This window comes from Rhizobium sp. FG113, from assembly GCF_057809895.1.
This window is the reverse complement of sequence record NZ_JBMDKV010000003.1, coordinates 81,790-100,579: the sequence shown is the minus strand read 5'-3', so window position 1 is coordinate 100,579 and position 18,790 is coordinate 81,790. Positions and strand designations below refer to the sequence as shown.

Genomic DNA, 18,790 nt, shown 5'->3' with positions numbered 1-18,790 from the left:
GTCGCCATTACAGCGACGAGATCATGATCGCCTCCTGTCGGACAGAGACAGCAACGCTATGCCTATACGACAAAAGGCGACCCGAAGGCCGCCTCGCTAAGTTTCAATGCAGTAGCACTGACCCTGACTCGATCTCTCAAAGCGAGATGTCAGGGCTGGGTCCGACCGGTTACCGACCCGGAAGCTTTCGCTTCACTCGACCCAGATCAAGTCTGCGTCTCAGGGCTCACTCAGGATCATCGGATTGTCCGTGGACGAATGACTCTCAGAGAATCACTAACATTGCAAGAGGCAAAACGATCCGCGTCACCGCGCCCGAGTAACTGACGTCGACGGGGACACCACCCTCATCGAGGTCAGCCTTACGGCCCTTTCCGTTGCGCTTGCCGACGACGCCCTCCAACCCCCTGAACGGGCCATCGCTGATCATGACGGCAGAGCCCTCGGCGAAATTGTCCGTGACTTCTGTTGAACCATCGTATGCACCCTTCTCGGCTTTCCCCTTGAAATGCATCAACTCTTTCTCGCCGATACGGATAGGGTTACCGCCGCCGACCAGATCGATAACGTCGTCGACCGCCTTGAGGCCGCTGATCGCCGCAGGCTCGAAAACGCAGCGGACGAACATGTAGCCAGGCAGAGCAGCCCGGGGCGGGATGGTGATGAGCCGGCCACGGCGCTTCATTTCCCTTGCCTTGGTCTTGGGAAAAATCAGCTCGACGCCGGCCTCAAGCAGAACCTTTTCCACATTTTCCTCACGGCCGGTCATGATCCGAAGAGCGAACCAGAACTTCTCGCCCTTCTGATTCGCGCTGGCGACGGAGAGCATGCTGGCTTTGAAAGCCCTCAGCTTCACCGCCCGCTCGAGCTCCGGCCACAGGCTCGACATCTCGACCTTGGTGCTCGCCGTAAAAACCTTATGCTGCATGATCATCGCTCCGCTCCGCCTCAGTCGCCGCACGAGCGGCATTTTCAAAAGAATCCATCGCCGAAGGCCCACCCTTCGGGAAGTAGACAACCCGCATCGTCCCGGGGTCGGGTACGAACGGCCAGTTCATGTCGCGGTGATACTGCCGCCACGAAAGGTAGAGATCGGACTCGACCGGCACCGGCTCGCAGAGATCCGACATCGCGGCATAGCGCGGCTCCGCTTTTTCGCGGCTCCGATCCGCAGCGAGCTTGTGAAGGCGATTGGCTTCCGGGTAGCCGGTCTGCAGCTCACGACGCGCGCGTTCCTGCTCATAGTAATCCTGCGGAAACTCGAACTTGCCCTCGGAGAAGCGAATTCCACGTGCTTCGAGATAGCCCATGGCACGCGCTTCGCTGGTGCGCTTGTGCACATCGAACACGGCGATCGCCGCCTGGTACACATCGTCAGGCATCTCGACCGGCACCGGTCCATCCAGCAGAGAGAGCATTCGCATGCCAGCCCACACCGGGCCGAATGGCGCCACGTCGATGCTTTCCGACACGATCTGCTTGACCCGCTGCCGCTCAACGACACTCGGAGCCACGGCCTCGACGTAGTTGAACATCTTGTCACGGAGATAGACGCCCAAGGCGACGGCGTGAGGCTTTCCCTTGTCCTCGCCGGATTTGATCTTCGGGCAAGCAGCGAGATAGGCATCGCGGCGTTCGTCGGCGAGACGACGCTCATCCGGCGTCAGCTTCAGGAACTGGCTGAGTGCCCAGTTGCGAGACGATCCCAAGACCTTCGGCCACGGATTGCCATGCCGACCGATCATCAACGCGTCGAAAAGCTTCTCGGCGATCTTGGGGTCATCTTTCGAAAGCTCACGCGCCCCTTCTCTCTCTGAGGGGTTATTGGAGGGGTAGTAAGGGGTTGTCTGACTCTGGGAGTCACACTTAGCTGTCGCCGGTGTCACCCTTGCAGTGTCGTCGGTGTCACCCTTAGCGTCCAAGGGTGACACGGTGTCACCCTTTTCATCGTCGATATCAGCAGCATCGGCATCGATTTGCGCCCCTTTTTCGACGATATAGGAATCCCATCCTACGCGACGGATCTCCTGAAGCACGCCGATATCGAGCGCGTACTCGGTGGTGTTGCCCGGGCCCTTCCCGCCCTTGCGGACCGTCCTAAGGAGACCAACGGAAAGGAAGGCGCGCAGCTCGCGATGAACCTGCCGCGACGAGCACTGAGCGACCTTCGCGACCGTCTCAATGGCGGGGAATATACGGCTTCCGTCATCATGGCATGCGTCGATCAGCTTCAGCAGGACAAGCTTGCGGATCGGTGTGCCCATGTCGGCAGGGAAGCCGGCGCCGAGAAGAAACGCGCTCATTCTGCCGCCTCCACAAAGGCGTATTGCCCGTTGCACTGGGCCAGAAGCGTGACCATCTTTTTCGGGACGCTATTGCCCACCAAGTGGCCGATTTCCGTTTTGGTCGGCTTGCGCTTGACGTGCCGCCCGCGCGCATCGGTGTACTCGATGACGTGATCGAAGCTCTCCGGATCAAATCCATGTGCGCGAGCCCCTTCCAACGGGTCCAGCATCCGCATGCAGATATCAGTGATGACCATTGTTTGGCCGCTCACCTTCACCAACACCAAGCCGTGCCGATCCGTGACCGTCAGTGTGTTGAGAGGATCGCGGACGTCATGCCCGTTCTCTCCGGTGCCATAGTAGGCCTGCAGAAAGGGCAGGATCAGCATCTCATGACCACCGCCAGCGGTCTGCGTCGGCAGCGGGTGCGTCACAGCCTGCCCATCGACATCGCCGTGTCGCAGACGGCCTAGCGTGGCAGCAACAACGCCTTGCTGCGGGGTGACGGTCAGCGTCGCGAGAGGCTCTTCAGCGTCGCGACCAGGGTGGACCCCACCCTCACGCCGCGCATCGTTATTATGCTGCGCCAAGAACGCCGCGATCATCGCCTGCCGCTGCCCGCCTGCCGTCTGCGTACCGAGAGGGTTTTCGATATCGAGGCAACGGGCAACCTGCCCCGAGTGCTCGCCATTCCCTGCCTGAATCATGGTGGCAGCTACAACACCCAGCGGCGGAGCCCCGCCGGCTCGCTTGTGGAAGCTGTTCGCAGTGTACGTCGGAAGCGGTTCTTCCAAATCGCTGCCTACGGCCCCGGGCCGGAACTTCGTCAGGTGAGCGGAAACGACGGATTTGCCTGGGCTCGCTTGCAACGTCCGCAATGGCTCGTCGACCGGCCACTCCGAAACGCCACGCCTGCGACCCTCGCCGTGCGCGGTATCAACCACGGTTGGAACGACCAGCGCCAGCTCGCCGCCCTTGGCAGTCGTCAACGTATTGAGCGGCAAGCTCGTCGAGCGGGCGGAATTTGCGCCCTTTGTGTGCGTGATCGGGACGATGAACGGCTTTTCCGCGTCGACGACATACCGGATGATACCGCGCGCAATTCGCCGAAGCGTCGCGTCCGCCAACGGCTTCTTTCGACCGAAGATGGATTTCACCGGCAACGACCAGTCAAGAATCGTATGCGCTCCGACCCATGGCTTGAGCCCGAGTGCCTTCGCCTTGCTTCGCGGCGCATGGGTCCGCTCCGGCCAATGGATGGCGCCGCCGTCGGCACGCGCCACACCGAAGAACCGTTTGCGGATTGTGGGAATCCCGTAGTCGGCACAGACAAGCGTCTTGTCTTCGAAGCTGTAACCGAGGCCGAGCATATGGCGCAGCCATGCCCGCCATATGCGGCCTTTGTGTTTTGGATCAGGAATAAGCCACTGCTCGCTGACAGGAATTCGCTCACCCTTTGCCGCGACGGTCCCGTCTCGGCGGAGCGCGCGACCCGTTTTCGGGTCTCGCTTCGCGATCAACGGCCCCCAGGTCTTGATCTCTATCACGTTTTCCATGGTGATGACTTCGGGACGAACCTGCCCGGCCCAGCGCGGCACCACCCATGCCAACGAGCGCCTGCGCTTGCTGACTGGCTTAGAGCCCTTGGCAACGGAAAAGTGCGTGCAATCCGGCGACGCATGCAGGAACCTGACACCGCGACCGCGAGTGGCTTGGCGCGGGTCGACCTCGAAGACGTCGCACCGCAGGTGACGCGTATGAGGATGGCGCTTCTCGTGCATCGCAACAGCGAGAGGATCATGATTGACGGCGAGGTGCACGTGGAAACCAGCGTCCTCGAGACCGTCGCAACCACCGCCCATGCCGGCGAACAGCACCACGGTCATACGGTTATCGAGCCCGAAGCTTCGGGGTCGCGCGATCGAATTCATATTGTCCCCTCGTGTAAAACGGCCCCGCTAGACCGCGTCTTTCAAAATCTTGGTGGCCCTCGACACCGCATCGAGGCGCATCGGGTATGACGTGCCGTCCGGCGTGCGCGTCGCGAACGCGTAGGCGCGTATGGTGTCGAGGTAGGTGACGCCGGCCTGCAACCCTGCCCGTTGCAACAGCCGCCGTATGGTCATGTGCTCGCGATGGAGGATGCCGATCGGGCACCGCAGCAGCCAGTCGACACGCTCGGCGTGGTCGGCGGCGCCGGCAAGAATCTCAACGATCGGCAACATCTGGCTCACGCCTGCCCCCGTGTTTCACGCGGGACATTCGCTGTAACAGTTTGATTTCTTGAGACGGTGCGCATGGAAAGGTAATCCATGGGATCTCTGCGCATCGCGGCGCATAAGGTCAGCAGGCTTGCCGCCGACAGCACCGTCTCGCTGCAGGCGCGGGAGATCATCGCGGGGTTGAGCCCCTGATAGATCTCGGCCGCTCGCCGGGTCGAGAGGCGGTTGTCGTCCAACCACTTGCGCGTATCCGCCGACAGGCGAGCGCGATCGATCTCAGGCCGCATCAGCAATCTCCTGCTTGCCGTGGTCGATCAACCGGACACCGTATTCGGCCGGCACGATGCCCAGGGCGCCCCACAGCCGCAATCGCGGCTCGACGCTGAGCGCGCGACCATGCCACGCGAGATCGAACTGGACGTCGGTGACGCGAGCAATGCGCTGCAGCTCACGCTTGGCATCCGCTTCGGCTTTTTCGACCGGGACGGGCTTGGCACGCTTCCGGGGATATGCGGCGTTCATCGCCATGTAGCCGACGCGAATGCGGAGAAACCCCTTGAGCATGGCAGGGGAAAAATCTGGCTTCATGCCGACCACCCCGCGCCGTCTAGGACCAGGTAGCTGCCGTCGTCGTCGACCGGCCCGACCATACCGCCCTCAAGAAACTCGTCGATGATCGCCTCGGCGACCGCGTCGCGAATGCCGATCCCACGACGGAGATCGGGACGGGAGAAGGACGATTTGCCCGCGCCCCAGGCGATGGCCGCGCTGCGCATCTCGTCGACCCGCTCCGCGATCGTCTTGCGCGGCGTCTCACGGCTGAAATCTTCGCGGAAGGCCAGATCGCCGGCATGTCCGCCCTCGCCCGGGTCGAGCGCGTCGGCGTCCTGGTAATCCATCCAGTCGACGCGGCGGACCACGGTCGAGTCGCCGTATGTCCCATCCTCCTGCAGCTCCCAGACGTACCAGGCCGTATTCATGCGGCTGCTGGCCTTGTTCCCTTCCCAGCCTTCGCGATGCATCATCGGCAGACGACGCTTGAAGACGTATGCCCGCGCAGGCGGATTCTCATCCATCACGAAATTGCGGTCGTCGTCGGCAAAGCCGCAGAGGAAGTTGAGATTGAGGAGGAGCGCCATCTTGCGCGGGCGATGAACTCGAAGAGCGTGCGCGACGAAATCGTTGAGCACGCTGCCGTATGGCGGGTTCGTCACGATGTCGGGTCCGGCGCCCGCAGGCGCCAAGGCCTCGGTCGCCAAGAAGTCGCCGACTTTCTGCGCCTGACCCGCAGCGGTGACCGTGCCACGATCGATCAGGTCGGAGATCAGGAGATCGTACCCCTCCCCCTCGAGCAAGGCCGATATCGCCCCGTGCCCGCAGGCAGGCTCCCAAATCAGCTCGCCGAAACTCTCCAACGCCAGCAACGTGCGCGTCGCAACAGCCGGCGTCTGGTAGAAATTCGCGCCGCGCTCGTCGTTCGTCGCGCTCGCGGTGCCGATCGCGGCACGGAGGTTCGAACGGCTGGGGTCCATGCCCAGCGCCAGCCGAGCCTCGATCACGCGGTCGATAAACCCGGGCTCTGCTTCAACGGCGGCGCGCAGCTTTCTCGCCTCGAGCAGACGCCGACGATCAACGCCGATTTCCTCGAGCGTGAAAATGTCCACGCCGGGGACATTTGTTTTGCGTCCCTTTTTAGCGACCTGACCCTTAGCCTGCGCCTCCTCGACAACGTCGGCGATCTTGACCCAGCAGGCGCTCTCGATCTTGAGAGCATCGGCCTGCATCCGTCGCGCCTTGTCGATCAATTCCTGACTGGCTTTCACCTTGCTCGCATAGCTCGTAGCGGTCTTGGCCTGATCGTAAGCCGCCGACGACAACATGAGCGCCATGTTATAATCGCCTTCGTCGAACATGGCTTTCGCCCGACCTATGGCGATGGCCAGCTCGGAAGCGTCGTGCGGCGAGACCGTGATCGCGTTCATCGTTTCTGCCCCCGACGGTACTCTTTCCAACCATCGAGAATCCGAACGATCACCGCCTCGTCGACGCCGAGGCCTTTGGCGATCTCCGCCGTGCTCCATTCCTTGCGGGCCCACAGCAACAGAGTCGCGCCGGTAATGGCGTCGAGATCGCCGTCGCTGATCGGCATGCTCTTCTCGCGCGCGCACAAGGCGGCAAAGCCCATGTCGAAAAGCTGCTCGGCAAGAAGGCTGGACGGCACGCCGCGCTGGCGCGCATGGCGATCCAGGGTGACCTTGGCACGCTCGGAGATCTTGATCGAAACACCGATCATTTTCTGTGTGAAGGCCATCAGTCAGCCCTCATGAGGCGACCGAGATAAGCCTCGCCCTTCGGTGTGATGACGACCAGGTGACGATCATCGTCGAGCCGCTTGAGATAACCGGCCGCCACAGCACGCTCAGCTCCGCGCACATCGCACGAGAGCGCCAGCGGATAAGACCGACTGTTCTGTCGCAGGTGCAGCTCGACCTTGCCGATTGGCGGGTCGATATCGGGCGCCATCAGTCAGCCATCCGGATCGGGTGGACCGTCGCACCGCCGGCGGCAATCGCGGACGCGTGGGCGCGAATGAGATCCGACACCTTGTCCGCGATCGCCTGCAGGTCCTTGATCGCCTGGGCGGATTCCGCCTTTGTGACCTTTAGGTCCTGCAGCGCAATCGCCGCATTGCGCTGGTACTCAGCCGTGAACTGGCTGAGCTCGGCATTCTCACGCATGAGGCACTGCCCGTCGCTCTGGTGCTGACGCGGGTCGGACACCTTGCACCCGTGCAGCTCGGCCTGCGCCCGCGTGACCGCGAGATCGCCGCATTCCGCCTCGAGGCGCATCACGGCGGGAAGCGGCAGGAGCTCGGTGTCTGAATCGCTGTGGCAGCGGCCGATCTGGCTCTTCGATAGCGACGTCAGTTCGGCGCATGCCTCGATACCACCATTCTTCTTGATCAGCAGGCGGTTCGCGGCCTTGAGGCGATGGAACCAGGCATTGGTGAGCGTGTCGTTCATGGTGGTCTCCAGACAGCAGAAAGGGTTTCCCAGTCAGGGAAATTTCGGTGGCTTTTCCCGTAGTGGGAAAGGATCAGAAATGAGATGTTCAGCTCACGAAGAGGTCACGGAGGACCGCATGAGCAGACAGTCAAAAAAGTGGTTGCAGGGGCAGGATTCGAACCTGCGGTCTCGTGGTTATGAGCCACACGGGATGACCTCTTCCCCACCCTGCCTGGAATTGAGCCCCTACCACCCCGGCCTATCAGGGTTGTCCGCTGTTCGTTGCAACGCGCGGACGGGCGACCCAGCAAACGCGACGCACCTTCGGGGAGCGTCACGACTGGGAGGGGGGAGCCGCGATCCGTCGCAGAGCGGACGGGGCGTTCGGCGCACCTCGAATACGAATAGGAAGCCGTCATGCGGCCTCCTCGGCGCAGACAGGACGGGGAACATCCGCCGGCCATTGCGCACCTTCAGGCCAGTTGACCGAGAACCAAAGCATGACGCGCTCGAATGTGCCGGTGGCGAGATCGCCTCCATCGGCAATGAGGTCGAGCTTCGCACCGCTATTGAAGACGATCGTCGACATGCGCTTGCGGCCAATTCCGGCGGCTGCGGCGTAGGTGTCGGCGACGACTATGATTTGTTCTCGGAGCATCATGGCAGCTTAAATGCGGTCAACTAGCCGCATCTGTCAAGGCCAAATAACCGCTTTCCAATATTCCCGACGCGGCTGATAATCCGCACATGGAGAAATCTGTGACCCAAAAACTGCAAAAGATCATTCAGAGCAAAGGGCTTAGCTGGGAAGCTGCCGCGTTGCAGAGCGGTCTTGAGAGGAGCTATTTCCGCAAACTGTTCGAGCGCGGAGGCGCCTCGCCGCGTGGGAAAACCTTGGAAAAAATCGCCAAGGGACTCGATATCTCGATCAGCGAATTGTTCGAAGACTCAGCGGCAAACAGTAACGAAGACACCAGCGCTTCAGTAAAAAACGACGTCCGCAGCGCGTCTGCGACCTTGCCCCTTCCGATGGATATGGCCAAAGATGTGCCCGTTATGGGTACGGCGGCAGGCTCGCATCTGCGTGGAGCATTTCAGCTTTCGGCCGACCCGGTCGATTATGTGAGACGCCCGCAATCGCTTATGAATGCTCGCAATGTTTATTCGCTCTACGTCGAAGGCACGTCGATGGAGCCACAGTATGCACCAGGCGACCTGGTCTACATCCACCCCGACAAGCCGGCACGCTTTGGCGACGCCGTCGTGGTCCAATGCCAGCTCAGCGCCGAGGGACAGCTCGAAGCAACGATTGGCATTCTGAGCAAGCGCTCCGGCGACAGCATTACCATCCGCAAGCACAATCCACCGGCTGAGATTGAGATCTCGAAGGACACCATCGTCGCCGTTCACAAGGTGCTGTCGATGAACGAAATTTACGGCGTCTAAGCCCACAACCACAGCACATTACCGATAATTTCAGGTCTCAAAGGGCAGCGAATCAGTTCGCTGCCCTTCGTCGTTTTTATCGATGCGATTTCAGCGGCTTGATACCAATTGCGGATATTTGTCCGCATTGCCCGTTGACAGCGGTCGTTTAGCCGCATTATTTTCCTCATGCGTTCGGCACTTCACCTCCCGGTCTGAGCGTACCGCGTTGGTCGCCGCCATGTTCGTTCCGACATGGCGGCAATCATCCGGGAGCGGGAGGCTTCCGAAGGAGGAAATAATGGAAACCCAGACAGACTACAGCGGCGCGATCGGCCGTAACATCCCCGCCGAAATGGCCGATATCGCCCGCGACATGGGTGAAGGCATGACCCGCGCCGACCTCCGTGCCGCAGGCTTCACCGATGAACAAATCGACAAGCACGCGCACGGCGCCGCCGTTCTCCTCGCCAAGACCACGAACCGTCGCGCCGCCTGAGCGCTCCGCTTCGGTTACCGCCCCGCGTCACCCCTCGCGCGGGCGGGTTCCCAAACGGATCGTCAAAGGAGACGTCATGACCCGACTGAGCAAGACCCACAGCACCATCGACCAGGCAATCGGCGCCCGCCTTCGCACACTACGCAAGCAGGCGAACATGTCGCAGACGACGCTCGCCGATGCGCTCGGCGTCACCTTCCAGCAGGTGCAGAAGTACGAAAAGGGCACCAACCGCGTGGCGGTATCGACGCTGATCGCCATCTGCCAGACACTTGGCGTCGGCACGGCAGACGTCATCGCCAGCGTAACCGGCGAGGAACAGAGCGCGGAAGGATCGGTCCGTCTCCGAATGGCCGACCAGATCGCCACGCTAGAGCACCAGCACCAAGCCATTCGCTCCATCCTTGACGGCAAGGTCTCGTCAGACTTCCGCCCACGCCCTTCCACCGCCGACAGCTCGGTCACCACCGTCCAGTGATCGGCTTCGGTTGCCGCCTCGCCTGTTTTGCGTCGAGGCGGCTTCCCAAACCGACCATGAGAGGAAGTCCAATGCAGACCGTTCCACGGACACCCATCACGCATGTCAAGGTGCCTGAGTTCGGCAGCTTCGAGCTGCCGAGAATGCCCCGCGACCGCCAGATTGCACTCGAGCTCACCATCCTCCTCATCATTGCGATCGTTCTTCCGGTCGCCGTCGTTCTGCAGTGGTGATCACTATGTGCGAAGCAACAAAAAAGCAGCCCTTTCGCGGTCGCCACACGATCTATGGCGTCGATGCGGACAGCAACACGCCTTACATGACGCGGATCTGGTTCGGCCGGCTGCGCTTGCACATCTTCCATCGCGGCGACGCCGATCGCGACCACCACGATCATCCGTGGGCGTTCTGGACCTTTCCACTGACGGATTACGTCGAGGAGGTCGTCGACCGCGATGTGGCTGCGCTGGTGCGCAGCGGCAGCCTCTCGCCGCAGATGCCGACCCATCGCGGCGTCGTCGAGCGCCAGGTGGTGAAGGCCTTCCAGCTTCACTACCGGCCCGCCGAGCATTGCCACCGCGTCGTCGGCCGCTACTCCGGAACATGCCTTTACGACTGGGTTGGTCGCATGCGCGGCGCGGTCGCGGTGCCTCAGACAGACAATCGCCGGATCATCACAATCGTGTGGACCGGCCCGCGTGCGGGCGCCTGGGGATTCCTGAAGCACCGCGATGGCCGCTGGTGCTGGACGCATTGGCGCGAGTACGTCAATGGCGGCAAGCATGCGCCCTGCGAACCGACCGAGGAGCGCTGACATGGGAACCATTCACCACATGCCGGCTCGCCTCCGCTTGGTCGAGAACACGACCGCCAAGACGCCGCCCGTCCTGATGCTGAAGCACCGGGAATGCGAGCTGCAGAAAACCGCCGACCACCTCGCCAAGGCGACCGACCACATCCTTCACGCGGCGCGCGGCGGCACCGAGGAAAGCCTCGTCGGCGGCGCGGTCGAGCTTGAAAGCGCTCTGTTCCATGCCCTTACGCTGCTCGGCGCCCGCAGCGCCGACAAGCCCCTGCGGGATCTGCTCGTGAACCGGGACATGCTGCGCAACGGAGGTCCCCATGCTGGCTGACACCCTGCCCGCCGCCTCCATCTCCCGCTACGCCCTCGCGCTGAAGCTTGCCGGCATCGAACTGCCGATCCGGCACGACCACACCAACGTCGGCACGATCGTCGACGCGACGGGGCGTGGCTTCGTCGTCGTCGACATGAACCGCGAACTTCCCGACGCCCAGGTCGCCGATATCGCCGAGCTGCTGACGCTCGCGATCAATTCGCGCGCCGGCCTCCCGTCCAACTCCCAGTAATCGAAAGACCCCGCCTTATGGCCACCTCAAAAGCACCCCGCAAGGAAACGCTGTCGCAACTCCTCGCATCCGGCGCCAGTCGCGCCGATATCGCCGAGCGATACCGCTGCCATGTCGACACGATCACCAACGCGATCAAGAAATACGGCCTGACGCAGTATATTCGCCCCAGCGCTCCGCCGCCGGTGCAGCTTTCGCGCGAAGCGATCGCCTCCGACCTGCAGAACGGTCTCCTGCCGGCGCAGATCGACCGCAAGTATGGGGTCGGCAGTGGCACGGCGCGGCGCTTCATCGACGCGAACGGCCTCGAGGTCCAGACCACGGGCGTTCGCATCCTGTCCGACAAGACCATCGTCATGAAGCGATACACGACCGGCAAGGAAAGCACGATCAGCCACATGGCGATCAGCCTGCCGCGCAACTCGTATCACATCGCTATCCTGCAGGCCGCCCGATGACCATCGTCCGTCACGAGGGAAAGCAGCAGATCACCTGCGACAGCTGCCCGAGTTCACAGCCACTCGCCTACGACCAGGCCGACTTCGACATCATGGTCTCCGACGCAAAGGCGTCCGGATGGCGTGTGTTTCGGCGGGCCGGGATCTGGGTTCACACGTGCTCGAGCTGCGCAGAGGCACAATCAAAGGGATCACTTCTATGAGCGACAAACGCCGACCTGCAGAGCAAAAAAATCTCACAGGCCACTTCCCTGCCAAGCTGGCATGGGCACTGGAACCGATCACCGAGTATGCGGAGGATGATCTGCGGTTCTGGGACGGTAGCCTTTTTATGGAGCCGGCGCCGGACGGCGGCGCTTTTGTCGGTGCCGTGAGCGGCCACGTCATGGCCGTTTTTCATTCGCGGGAAGCCTGGTGCAACGCACCAATGACCTTCCGCGTGCCGATCGCGGCGTTCTGCGCCGCCTGCGCACCAGAGCCCGTCAACCTCACCTTCTGCGGGGAGAGCCACCCCGTCGACGTGCCCGAGTGGATGCAGCCCGACACATTCTGGGCGACGAACGCGGGCATGTTCATCACCACCAAGATGCGAGCCCCTTGCTTTGCCGAGGAAGAACGAGCCTTCCAACCCGTGCTCTTTCAGAGAACGGCGAGCGTCGGAGTGCACGAGATCGGCATCGACTATGCGGCAAAAGCTGGAGTGGCGATCGACTGGCGTCGCCCGTTGGTTAGCGCCAGCACCGAGGCGCCGGGGCCGGCACTTCGGTCTTTCGCAGCTAATCCGTTCATCGTCTCACGACTTGAACGGATCTTCGATCTTGCACTCGAGGAAAGTGCACCAGATGCTCCGCCGTTGTTCTTCCATCGTCCGACCGGAACACCCGAAAGCCCCGGACCGATCCTGATCACGATCAGCGGACGCCCCGATATCGTCGCAACTTACATGCCGATGAAAACCGATGGCGACGCGGCGCCGCCGGTCCCATGGAGCTTCCTGAAGAAGCCGTCGCAAGCAACGCCGGGAGCCGAAGATGCAGCATGACGCTGAGACCCCCGCCCCATCACCCGTTGATCGGGGAACAGGCTGGCAGGACATCAGCACCGCGCCATTCAACGAGACGGTCATCGTCTATTGGCCGATCGTGGAGCTCGATGAAGATGGCGACCCGACAGACAAGATTGTCGGCGGCGAGGTCTTCGTCAGCGAGAACCAGGGCGGATACTGGATCGAGCCCGATGCCATGAACGCCATCGGCGATCACATGGGCGACGAGGAGACCTACGCCGATCATCCATCTCACTGGATGCCAAAGCCGGATGCACCAGAGGGCTGCGCACGATGAACATCATCGCAAACTTTTTTGCTCCGCGCCTGATCTCCATTGCTGGTACCCGTGAGGCGGATATCTACATCGGCGGCAGAGATGACACCTATCTCGCCAGATGGTGGCTCATCCCCCGCAACAAGTGGTTCAACATCTATCTGCACCACTTCCAGCGGTCCGACGATGATAGGGCGCTTCACGACCATCCGTGGTGGAACCTATCGATTCTGCTGCGTGGCACCTACACCGAGCACACGATCAACGCCGGCGGCATCAACGTCCGGACAGTTCGGACCGCCGGGCAGATGAAGTTCCGCTATGCCGCCCAGGCACATCGCATCGAGCTTCATGACGGCCCGTGCTGGACCGTTTTCATAACCGGGCCGCGCATCCGAGAATGGGGCTTTCATTGCCCTCGCGGCTGGCGCCACTGGAAGGTTTTCACATCGGGAAAGAACGGCGAGACCGTTGGCGCAGGCTGCGGGGAGGACGACATCAATGGGTAAAAATTACCGCGACCTGAAAGACTACGCGATCAGCGATATAGATCGCTGGGCAGGCCAGCACGTTATAAAGGAAGAGCCTGTTCGGTCATTCCGCTTTCATGGTCACTACACCGACAAGAAATACGACAGCGGCCGCATCGATCATCGCCCCGGCTTCGCGACCTTCACTCCCGTCCAGAGCGTGAAATTCTCCTACACTTCTACCTATTGCTTCACCCTGACATGGACGCCCGGCCACATGACGATCGTCGGAGATCTCGGCGAGCTTACAGTGGTGCATTACCAAGCCATGCCAACGCTCGATGAAGCCTGCCGCTGGCTCCTCTCCGATGACTACCACTACCTTCTCTCGAAGACGAATGTCCGCCGCGAGTATGATCGCGACGCAACCTTCGACGCCCTGAAAGAGAGCTTGAATGCGGAGGTGATCGAACACCTCCTCGGCGAATGGAATTGGCAGCGAACCAAAAAATACGATGGCGATCGCGACGAGCTGCGGGCATGGCGCCGACAGAAGCCGGCGTTAGGGAAGCTGAACGACGAAGGGGAGAATGAAGCGTCATGGCTTGAACAGCGGCCATTGACGGCCCTCGACGATAGCGAACGAGACTGCTGGCGCCGCTGGCACGAGGTTCGCAAAGCGGTAAGCCACTGGGAAGACCAGTACGACGTCCTTAAGTCGGAAGACCGCCACGCGATGCTCGACGAGGCGCGCGGACACTTCGACACCGAAGAAGGCGCAGCGCAGTTCTTATGGGGCGATCTCGGCGGCGATGATCCTTACATTGCCCACGAATATCCTCACCGGGCCTTCATTCAAATTGCCGCCATCCAATTCGGTTGCCGAATGATCTTGGCGCAGCTCACCCAGAAAGAAGCAGCATGACAGGACTTCTCCAGATTGCACAGCGCCTGGTAAAGTGGGACGTCGATTTTCCCGTCAACGGCAGCAACGGTTATGTCGGGCTCAAAGAGCTCGACAAACTTGTCGCCGACGCAAAGGTCGCCATCACCCATGCGGGTGCGCCCTACGAGAGTGATTTCGGCGTTGTTGAGCCCCCAGCGCCCCAAGTTATTGTGGTGGGGGGCGATGATCCGATCGGATACATGGAAGTAGAGGGTCTTAGGACGCTCGTGGATGAGGTGAAAGCACGCCCAGGAGCGACCGCACCTCATGTCGTTGGGCGCTTCGCCCCCATCAGCGACGAGCAGATCCGCGAGATCATGACCTGCGACGACGGTTCGATGGCACGCATCAAGATCGCCCGCCTGATCTACGAGAGGACGAAGCCGGCCGCGCCCGCAGAGCTTTCGGTGGCACTCCCTGCGCTATCCCGCCGTCAACGCAACCTCGCCCAAGCCATTCGCGAGCACCTAGCTGGCCACGATCTGAATGAGGTCTTCTCGGTATTCCTGCACATCCTTTCGGGTGAGCTCGGGCAGCTTGCTGAAACTGAACCGCATATCGCGCAGCGGAACGCCCACCGCTTTGGCACACTGCTGACCCGCAGTGTCGGTGGTACTCGGGAGGATCAGCCGTGACCATCATCAAGACCGTGTGCCAGCACTGCAACCGCGTGACCGTCGTGCCGGCCGAGACTATCGCGGCAGCAGCCGCAATGGAGCCGCTACAAACCGCTACTGACGGCTACAGAGAGGCAGCGCCCGCTGAGCTTTCGGTGGGCGTCACCCTGACAGCGGAGGCCGTCATCGCGATGCGCGATGCTTTGGTTCGCAATGACGTCGAGGAGGCTTACCACCAGCTCTACAAGGCAGTTGACCCCAAATATTGCCACCTTCACCCGTGGGCGGAAATCGAAAGCGCCGCTCTGTCCTCTCCTATGGGAGGCGGGGAATGAAGCTCTCAGAATATCTGGACGGCATGCGCGCCGCCAATACTGCGGAAGCATTGGAGGCTGCCATTCAAGCACCCTACAAGCATTCATTCCGTGGCCGCACTTGGTCTCAGATTTCCAAAGTTCGCATAGAAGCGGGCGTTCGGATCTGTGATGCCCACCCCCATGGCCACCTGGTTCCCCGGTTCGGTCCCAGTCGCCGTCTCACCGTCTGTGGTCTGACCTACCGTGTGTCGAAAGGCGGCAACTCTACCGGTGTTAGGTACGCTTGGCACTCTGCAGGCGAATGGGCGAAGCATGTGATCCGCCAGCATGGAATAGGCATTCGAGCCGCTCACCGGATATGGGAGCAATGGGGCGACTATCCACATAGGTGCCTCGCCACGATCGAGAAGGCTTTGGCGGGCGAAATCAAAGACCCAGAGCTTGATAAGCTTCTCGGGCCCTACCAGGGCTATGGCCCTATCAACTATTCCATCGCAGCGAACGATGCTGACAAGCACGACTATCGCGCCAACCAGCCATGCCCTTGCGGGAAAGGCACCCTCTTTGATTGGGGCGCCGGTTGGTCTGAAGGTTTCGATTGGATTAGCTGGCAGTGCAACGCGTGCTCGGACAAGTACGAAGAGTACCTCAGCGAGGGGCGGCTCTACGAGATCCGGAACGCACGCCGAACCCCACCGCCCGTAGAGACGGCGGAGGGCGCATGAGCATGACAAATCCTGACACCCTCGAAGTCGACATTCACCGCTGCCCGATCTGCGCCGAGCCGTTCAAGGCTGACGACAATTGCGTCACCGACATCGAGGAAGGCACCTGCCATTTCGCATGCCTGGACGACTCACCAGTCGTCGACCTCGAGACCGGCGAGGAGCTTCCCGACGCCGACATGCACACCTTCCGCTACGGCGACGAGTATCCGTCAGAGGCAGGCGAAAGATGATCCCCCGCATCGACGAGCTCACACACCCTCCTGAAGTCGGGAAATGCTACATGGTCCCGACCGTTGTCGGCACCTGGTACAGCCAGCAGCGCGCATGGCCAATCATAGGCCCGAAGCATAACGATCGGCATTGCCTCGAATTCGCGCATGATCACTATCATTTAGATGCGCGCTTCATGCCCAGCCCGCGCGGTCGCCCCACGAACCAGAATAGTTACTGGCGCTCGGCATGGGGATCGCCAATGCAGATCAACGACCAAGTCAACGCCGACGGACTGCCAGCACCAGTTTGGCGCAGGATGCTGTGCAAGCGACAGTCGAACCCTGCGGTGCCCCAGCTGATAGAGCAGATCGGCGAGGCTATCGATCGCGGGAACAGTCATCAGTGGAAGTGCCATGTTGAGGAATGGGAAGGCCGCCAGTCCAAGCGCGACGCGCGCGGTTGGATTTGCCCGCACCGCTCCGTTTCCCTCGCCGATCAGCCCGCCGTCGACGGCGTCATAACGTGCCCGCTGCACTTGCTGCGGATCGACGCTCAAACCGGCATCGTACTTTCAATGAACAAGGCGACCAGACCATGACCCCGTGGATCATTTGGAACGGCGGGCAGATGCCGATCACCGTCGGAATACCCGTCTATGTCACGCTCCGCTACGGCAAGACCAGAATTGCACGAGCTGGGTCCGGCTATGCGACCCGGTGGGAACACGGCGGCCCGCAAAAAGGGTTCGACGACATCATTGCCTATCGGCTTCCGAAGCGCGCGACCGCCACGGTGGAGGTCCACTAGATGCCAGGATATCGTTCAAGCGCAGAGGCCGAGATCCGCGAAGCGGTTGTTGCCCGCATCCGCGAGCGTCGCCCCTCGGCGCGCATCATACATGAAATCAACGTCAGCTCATTCGGCGACAACCGCATGGACTTGATCGCGGTGGATCGGGCCGAGATCATCGCGGTCGAAATAAAATCGGCCAAGGACAAGCTCGATCGCCTTGACGCTCAGGTCAAAGCAATGAAGACATGCGCCCATCACTCGGTCGCTGCCATCCATGAGAAATTCTTGGTCGAACAGAAAACAAACCAGGGCGCGGCGCACTATCAGCGCGGCGAGGAATTCTTCATGAAAGTGGTGCCGGCCGGCGTCTCGGGCGGCGCTCACGAGGTCTGGGTTTTTCCGGAAAAGCGGCGCGCAATGCTGCCGGAAAGCCAGCGCGGTTGGGATAGCATAGAGAAGTGGCGCCTTCCCGCTCAATCCTTGGAGCGCCCGCTTCCTTCCGGCGCGCTCAATCTCCTTTGGCGCGACGAGCTCTACAATCTGTGCAGCGCGCTCAATGTATCAGCGACGAGACGGTCGACGCTTGCCGAGATGCAGTCGGCGCTGCGCTGGTATTGCAATGGCAAGGAGTTGACGCTCGGCATCTGCAAGATCCTCCGCATCCGGACCTGCACCGAAGCCGACGCCCCGATTTTCGAGGGGGCCGCGTAATGGCAACCGAAGCTGAGAAAAACAAGCTCCAATCGATCCGGACCGATCTAGCGGCCGTTGGCGTGGACTGGTTTATCGAGACCGACGGTACGGTCGCGCGCCTCATGGCGTCCGACCCATTCGACAACGAACCGAGACACATCGCAAATTTGGCGAACGACCTTCCGGTGCCTTTTCTCAATTTCCTGATGCGCTCCGCCGAGAACCAGGCACTCCTCGTCAATCTGTTCGATCGCTGCCGCGCCGCCTATCGACAACTCGCCGGCACCCCGGCGAAGGACGAACCGCGTCCGAACTATGCCGCAGAGTGCGCGATGAAGTGCAAGGATGATCGTGCGTTTCGCCGATACCTCATTGAGCGGCACCAGCTCGCCGAGGACAGCGATGTTGAGCAGACGAAAACTCGCGTGCGCTCCGTCCTCAACGTCTCGTCCATGTCGAAGCTCAATGAGGACCAGGACGCAGCCCAGCGCTGGATCTCGCTCCGGTCGGACTTCACGGCATGGAGGGCCTTGTGAGAACCCCTGCCCGCAACACACCCAAGGAGATCACGCTCGAGCGTTGGGGCGAGATGCTGATCTTTGCCGCGAAGCTTGTCGATCGGAAGGGACCGAGGGCGCAACCGATCCTCGATCGCTGCGAACGCGAGTATCTGGCCGCGAAGCTGCGCCAAGAATCAACGGGCGGAAGCCAGCTCGATCGTGTGATGAAATTGATGGGAGCCGCTGCGTAAATTTCGGACTACTTTTCGGACTACTTTTCAGACCACATTTCTCGAATGTAGACCGCAAAAATTCCCCAGAACGCCTACACAGCAGGCGAGTCCGCTTCAAATACCAAGGGAGTTAAATCCGGCCCGGGGAGCCAGTTTCTAAAAGGCCTGCATTGAAAAATGCAGGCCTTTTTCTTTTCCAGAATCAAAGCGATAGGTTTC

General features: G+C 61.2%; 32 protein-coding genes and 1 tRNA gene. 21 read left to right on the top strand and 12 right to left on the bottom strand.

The window, feature by feature from the left end; genetic code table 11:
* Positions 1-265: 265 nt before the first annotated feature.
* The 12 genes from nusG to ACODTZ_RS10615 all read right to left on the bottom strand — a co-directional run bounded on the left by nusG (position 266) and on the right by ACODTZ_RS10615 (position 8,170).
* Positions 266-928 (bottom strand): transcription termination/antitermination protein NusG, encoded by a 663-nt coding sequence (nusG, locus tag ACODTZ_RS10670; RefSeq protein ID WP_489025628.1) that lies wholly within the window; start codon positions 926-928, stop codon positions 266-268.
* Positions 918-2,303 (bottom strand): helix-turn-helix domain-containing protein, encoded by a 1,386-nt coding sequence (locus ACODTZ_RS10665; protein ID WP_489025626.1) that lies wholly within the window; start codon positions 2,301-2,303, stop codon positions 918-920. Before ACODTZ_RS10665 ends, nusG begins: the two co-directional genes overlap by 11 nt.
* On the bottom strand, positions 2,300-4,216 hold the full coding sequence (locus ACODTZ_RS10660; protein WP_489025624.1) for a DNA cytosine methyltransferase: 1,917 nt from the start codon (positions 4,214-4,216) through the stop codon (positions 2,300-2,302). Before ACODTZ_RS10660 ends, ACODTZ_RS10665 begins: the two co-directional genes overlap by 4 nt.
* A 27-nt stretch (positions 4,217-4,243) precedes the next feature.
* Positions 4,244-4,519: a hypothetical protein gene (locus ACODTZ_RS10655; protein WP_489025622.1), complete on the bottom strand. Its 276-nt coding sequence runs from the start codon at positions 4,517-4,519 to the stop codon at positions 4,244-4,246.
* Positions 4,516-4,794 (bottom strand): hypothetical protein, encoded by a 279-nt coding sequence (locus ACODTZ_RS10650; RefSeq protein WP_489025620.1) that lies wholly within the window; start codon positions 4,792-4,794, stop codon positions 4,516-4,518. Before ACODTZ_RS10650 ends, ACODTZ_RS10655 begins: the two co-directional genes overlap by 4 nt.
* Positions 4,784-5,095, bottom strand: coding sequence for a hypothetical protein (locus ACODTZ_RS10645; RefSeq protein ID WP_489025618.1), 312 nt, complete (start codon positions 5,093-5,095; stop codon positions 4,784-4,786). Before ACODTZ_RS10645 ends, ACODTZ_RS10650 begins: the two co-directional genes overlap by 11 nt.
* The gene (locus ACODTZ_RS10640; protein WP_489025616.1) at positions 5,092-6,489 is read right to left on the bottom strand and encodes a hypothetical protein; all 1,398 of its coding nucleotides are present in this window, start codon (positions 6,487-6,489) and stop codon (positions 5,092-5,094) included. Before ACODTZ_RS10640 ends, ACODTZ_RS10645 begins: the two co-directional genes overlap by 4 nt.
* Positions 6,486-6,818, bottom strand: coding sequence for a hypothetical protein (locus ACODTZ_RS10635; RefSeq protein WP_489025614.1), 333 nt, complete (start codon positions 6,816-6,818; stop codon positions 6,486-6,488). Before ACODTZ_RS10635 ends, ACODTZ_RS10640 begins: the two co-directional genes overlap by 4 nt.
* Positions 6,818-7,030 (bottom strand): hypothetical protein, encoded by a 213-nt coding sequence (locus tag ACODTZ_RS10630; RefSeq protein WP_489025612.1) that lies wholly within the window; start codon positions 7,028-7,030, stop codon positions 6,818-6,820. Before ACODTZ_RS10630 ends, ACODTZ_RS10635 begins: the two co-directional genes overlap by 1 nt.
* Positions 7,030-7,530: a hypothetical protein gene (locus tag ACODTZ_RS10625; protein ID WP_489025610.1), complete on the bottom strand. Its 501-nt coding sequence runs from the start codon at positions 7,528-7,530 to the stop codon at positions 7,030-7,032. The genes ACODTZ_RS10630 and ACODTZ_RS10625 overlap by 1 nt, the downstream gene beginning before the upstream one ends.
* A 139-nt stretch (positions 7,531-7,669) precedes the next feature.
* Positions 7,670-7,745 (bottom strand) — tRNA-Met (locus tag ACODTZ_RS10620).
* 182 nt (positions 7,746-7,927) lie between these two features.
* A complete protein-coding gene (locus tag ACODTZ_RS10615; protein WP_489025609.1) occupies positions 7,928-8,170 on the bottom strand; it encodes a hypothetical protein in 243 nt (80 codons plus the stop codon).
* A 101-nt stretch (positions 8,171-8,271) separates the two neighbouring features.
* Here ACODTZ_RS10615 and ACODTZ_RS10610 point away from each other — a divergent pair, with 101 nt between their 5' ends.
* The 21 genes from ACODTZ_RS10610 (at position 8,272) to ACODTZ_RS10510 (ending at position 18,589) form a co-directional block, all read left to right on the top strand.
* Positions 8,272-8,958: an XRE family transcriptional regulator gene (locus ACODTZ_RS10610; protein WP_489025607.1), complete on the top strand. Its 687-nt coding sequence runs from the start codon at positions 8,272-8,274 to the stop codon at positions 8,956-8,958.
* A gap of 280 nt (positions 8,959-9,238) precedes the next feature.
* Positions 9,239-9,436 (top strand): hypothetical protein, encoded by a 198-nt coding sequence (locus ACODTZ_RS10605; protein WP_489025605.1) that lies wholly within the window; start codon positions 9,239-9,241, stop codon positions 9,434-9,436.
* A 76-nt stretch (positions 9,437-9,512) separates the two neighbouring features.
* Entirely contained in the window at positions 9,513-9,914 is a 402-nt protein-coding gene (locus tag ACODTZ_RS10600) for a helix-turn-helix domain-containing protein (protein WP_489025603.1), read from the top strand.
* A gap of 71 nt (positions 9,915-9,985) precedes the next feature.
* Positions 9,986-10,147: a hypothetical protein gene (locus ACODTZ_RS10595; RefSeq protein ID WP_489025601.1), complete on the top strand. Its 162-nt coding sequence runs from the start codon at positions 9,986-9,988 to the stop codon at positions 10,145-10,147.
* Positions 10,148-10,152: 5 nt separating this feature from the next.
* A complete protein-coding gene (locus tag ACODTZ_RS10590; protein ID WP_489025599.1) occupies positions 10,153-10,728 on the top strand; it encodes a hypothetical protein in 576 nt (191 codons plus the stop codon).
* A gap of 1 nt (position 10,729) precedes the next feature.
* Positions 10,730-11,047, top strand: a complete 318-nt coding sequence (locus ACODTZ_RS10585) for a hypothetical protein (RefSeq protein ID WP_489025597.1) — start codon at positions 10,730-10,732, stop codon at positions 11,045-11,047.
* The gene (locus ACODTZ_RS10580) at positions 11,037-11,282 is read left to right on the top strand and encodes a hypothetical protein (RefSeq protein WP_489025595.1); all 246 of its coding nucleotides are present in this window, start codon (positions 11,037-11,039) and stop codon (positions 11,280-11,282) included. The genes ACODTZ_RS10585 and ACODTZ_RS10580 overlap by 11 nt, the downstream gene beginning before the upstream one ends.
* 17 nt (positions 11,283-11,299) lie before the next feature.
* Complete coding sequence (locus ACODTZ_RS10575) at positions 11,300-11,740, top strand: hypothetical protein (RefSeq protein WP_489025593.1); 441 nt, start codon at positions 11,300-11,302, stop codon at positions 11,738-11,740.
* 199 nt (positions 11,741-11,939) lie between these two features.
* The gene (locus tag ACODTZ_RS10570) at positions 11,940-12,782 is read left to right on the top strand and encodes a hypothetical protein (protein ID WP_489025591.1); all 843 of its coding nucleotides are present in this window, start codon (positions 11,940-11,942) and stop codon (positions 12,780-12,782) included.
* Positions 12,772-13,083, top strand: a complete 312-nt coding sequence (locus tag ACODTZ_RS10565) for a DUF551 domain-containing protein (RefSeq protein ID WP_489025589.1) — start codon at positions 12,772-12,774, stop codon at positions 13,081-13,083. Before ACODTZ_RS10570 ends, ACODTZ_RS10565 begins: the two co-directional genes overlap by 11 nt.
* Positions 13,080-13,571: a hypothetical protein gene (locus tag ACODTZ_RS10560; RefSeq protein ID WP_489025587.1), complete on the top strand. Its 492-nt coding sequence runs from the start codon at positions 13,080-13,082 to the stop codon at positions 13,569-13,571. The genes ACODTZ_RS10565 and ACODTZ_RS10560 overlap by 4 nt, the downstream gene beginning before the upstream one ends.
* Positions 13,564-14,457, top strand: a complete 894-nt coding sequence (locus ACODTZ_RS10555; protein WP_489025585.1) for a hypothetical protein — start codon at positions 13,564-13,566, stop codon at positions 14,455-14,457. The genes ACODTZ_RS10560 and ACODTZ_RS10555 overlap by 8 nt, the downstream gene beginning before the upstream one ends.
* The gene (locus tag ACODTZ_RS10550; protein WP_489025583.1) at positions 14,454-15,113 is read left to right on the top strand and encodes a hypothetical protein; all 660 of its coding nucleotides are present in this window, start codon (positions 14,454-14,456) and stop codon (positions 15,111-15,113) included. Before ACODTZ_RS10555 ends, ACODTZ_RS10550 begins: the two co-directional genes overlap by 4 nt.
* A complete protein-coding gene (locus ACODTZ_RS10545; RefSeq protein ID WP_489025581.1) occupies positions 15,110-15,430 on the top strand; it encodes a hypothetical protein in 321 nt (106 codons plus the stop codon). The genes ACODTZ_RS10550 and ACODTZ_RS10545 overlap by 4 nt, the downstream gene beginning before the upstream one ends.
* Positions 15,427-16,137: a hypothetical protein gene (locus ACODTZ_RS10540; protein WP_489025579.1), complete on the top strand. Its 711-nt coding sequence runs from the start codon at positions 15,427-15,429 to the stop codon at positions 16,135-16,137. Before ACODTZ_RS10545 ends, ACODTZ_RS10540 begins: the two co-directional genes overlap by 4 nt.
* Positions 16,134-16,370, top strand: a complete 237-nt coding sequence (locus tag ACODTZ_RS10535) for a hypothetical protein (protein WP_489025577.1) — start codon at positions 16,134-16,136, stop codon at positions 16,368-16,370. Before ACODTZ_RS10540 ends, ACODTZ_RS10535 begins: the two co-directional genes overlap by 4 nt.
* The gene (locus ACODTZ_RS10530; protein WP_489025575.1) at positions 16,367-16,951 is read left to right on the top strand and encodes a Rieske 2Fe-2S domain-containing protein; all 585 of its coding nucleotides are present in this window, start codon (positions 16,367-16,369) and stop codon (positions 16,949-16,951) included. The genes ACODTZ_RS10535 and ACODTZ_RS10530 overlap by 4 nt, the downstream gene beginning before the upstream one ends.
* Positions 16,948-17,160 carry a hypothetical protein gene (locus ACODTZ_RS10525; protein ID WP_489025573.1) on the top strand — a complete coding sequence of 71 codons (213 nt, stop codon included), beginning with the start codon at positions 16,948-16,950 and terminating at the stop codon, positions 17,158-17,160. Before ACODTZ_RS10530 ends, ACODTZ_RS10525 begins: the two co-directional genes overlap by 4 nt.
* Positions 17,161-17,856 carry an NERD domain-containing protein gene (locus ACODTZ_RS10520; RefSeq protein ID WP_489025571.1) on the top strand — a complete coding sequence of 232 codons (696 nt, stop codon included), beginning with the start codon at positions 17,161-17,163 and terminating at the stop codon, positions 17,854-17,856.
* Positions 17,856-18,374, top strand: coding sequence for a hypothetical protein (locus ACODTZ_RS10515; protein WP_489025569.1), 519 nt, complete (start codon positions 17,856-17,858; stop codon positions 18,372-18,374). Before ACODTZ_RS10520 ends, ACODTZ_RS10515 begins: the two co-directional genes overlap by 1 nt.
* Positions 18,371-18,589, top strand: coding sequence for a hypothetical protein (locus ACODTZ_RS10510; protein WP_489025567.1), 219 nt, complete (start codon positions 18,371-18,373; stop codon positions 18,587-18,589). The genes ACODTZ_RS10515 and ACODTZ_RS10510 overlap by 4 nt, the downstream gene beginning before the upstream one ends.
* The last annotated feature ends 201 nt before the right edge of the window (positions 18,590-18,790 follow it).

Bases quoted from the DNA above. Each gene is read 5' to 3' on its own strand.
- nusG (WP_489025628.1), bottom strand. From the start codon at position 928: ATGCAGCATAAGGTTTTTACGGCGAGCACCAAGGTCGAGATGTCGAGC.
- ACODTZ_RS10665 (WP_489025626.1), bottom strand. From the start codon at position 2,303: ATGAGCGCGTTTCTTCTCGGCGCCGGCTTCCCTGCCGACATGGGCACA.
- ACODTZ_RS10660 (WP_489025624.1), bottom strand. From the start codon at position 4,216: ATGAATTCGATCGCGCGACCCCGAAGCTTCGGGCTCGATAACCGTATG.
- ACODTZ_RS10650 (WP_489025620.1), bottom strand. From the start codon at position 4,794: ATGCGGCCTGAGATCGATCGCGCTCGCCTGTCGGCGGATACGCGCAAG.
- ACODTZ_RS10645 (WP_489025618.1), bottom strand. From the start codon at position 5,095: ATGAAGCCAGATTTTTCCCCTGCCATGCTCAAGGGGTTTCTCCGCATT.
- ACODTZ_RS10640 (WP_489025616.1), bottom strand. From the start codon at position 6,489: ATGAACGCGATCACGGTCTCGCCGCACGACGCTTCCGAGCTGGCCATC.
- ACODTZ_RS10635 (WP_489025614.1), bottom strand. From the start codon at position 6,818: ATGGCCTTCACACAGAAAATGATCGGTGTTTCGATCAAGATCTCCGAG.
- ACODTZ_RS10630 (WP_489025612.1), bottom strand. From the start codon at position 7,030: ATGGCGCCCGATATCGACCCGCCAATCGGCAAGGTCGAGCTGCACCTG.
- ACODTZ_RS10625 (WP_489025610.1), bottom strand. From the start codon at position 7,530: ATGAACGACACGCTCACCAATGCCTGGTTCCATCGCCTCAAGGCCGCG.
- ACODTZ_RS10615 (WP_489025609.1), bottom strand. From the start codon at position 8,170: ATGCTCCGAGAACAAATCATAGTCGTCGCCGACACCTACGCCGCAGCC.
- ACODTZ_RS10605 (WP_489025605.1), top strand. From the start codon at position 9,239: ATGGAAACCCAGACAGACTACAGCGGCGCGATCGGCCGTAACATCCCC.
- ACODTZ_RS10600 (WP_489025603.1), top strand. From the start codon at position 9,513: ATGACCCGACTGAGCAAGACCCACAGCACCATCGACCAGGCAATCGGC.
- ACODTZ_RS10595 (WP_489025601.1), top strand. From the start codon at position 9,986: ATGCAGACCGTTCCACGGACACCCATCACGCATGTCAAGGTGCCTGAG.
- ACODTZ_RS10590 (WP_489025599.1), top strand. From the start codon at position 10,153: ATGTGCGAAGCAACAAAAAAGCAGCCCTTTCGCGGTCGCCACACGATC.
- ACODTZ_RS10585 (WP_489025597.1), top strand. From the start codon at position 10,730: ATGGGAACCATTCACCACATGCCGGCTCGCCTCCGCTTGGTCGAGAAC.
- ACODTZ_RS10580 (WP_489025595.1), top strand. From the start codon at position 11,037: ATGCTGGCTGACACCCTGCCCGCCGCCTCCATCTCCCGCTACGCCCTC.
- ACODTZ_RS10575 (WP_489025593.1), top strand. From the start codon at position 11,300: ATGGCCACCTCAAAAGCACCCCGCAAGGAAACGCTGTCGCAACTCCTC.
- ACODTZ_RS10570 (WP_489025591.1), top strand. From the start codon at position 11,940: ATGAGCGACAAACGCCGACCTGCAGAGCAAAAAAATCTCACAGGCCAC.
- ACODTZ_RS10565 (WP_489025589.1), top strand. From the start codon at position 12,772: ATGCAGCATGACGCTGAGACCCCCGCCCCATCACCCGTTGATCGGGGA.
- ACODTZ_RS10560 (WP_489025587.1), top strand. From the start codon at position 13,080: ATGAACATCATCGCAAACTTTTTTGCTCCGCGCCTGATCTCCATTGCT.
- ACODTZ_RS10555 (WP_489025585.1), top strand. From the start codon at position 13,564: ATGGGTAAAAATTACCGCGACCTGAAAGACTACGCGATCAGCGATATA.
- ACODTZ_RS10550 (WP_489025583.1), top strand. From the start codon at position 14,454: ATGACAGGACTTCTCCAGATTGCACAGCGCCTGGTAAAGTGGGACGTC.
- ACODTZ_RS10540 (WP_489025579.1), top strand. From the start codon at position 15,427: ATGAAGCTCTCAGAATATCTGGACGGCATGCGCGCCGCCAATACTGCG.
- ACODTZ_RS10535 (WP_489025577.1), top strand. From the start codon at position 16,134: ATGAGCATGACAAATCCTGACACCCTCGAAGTCGACATTCACCGCTGC.
- ACODTZ_RS10530 (WP_489025575.1), top strand. From the start codon at position 16,367: ATGATCCCCCGCATCGACGAGCTCACACACCCTCCTGAAGTCGGGAAA.
- ACODTZ_RS10525 (WP_489025573.1), top strand. From the start codon at position 16,948: ATGACCCCGTGGATCATTTGGAACGGCGGGCAGATGCCGATCACCGTC.
- ACODTZ_RS10520 (WP_489025571.1), top strand. From the start codon at position 17,161: ATGCCAGGATATCGTTCAAGCGCAGAGGCCGAGATCCGCGAAGCGGTT.
- ACODTZ_RS10515 (WP_489025569.1), top strand. From the start codon at position 17,856: ATGGCAACCGAAGCTGAGAAAAACAAGCTCCAATCGATCCGGACCGAT.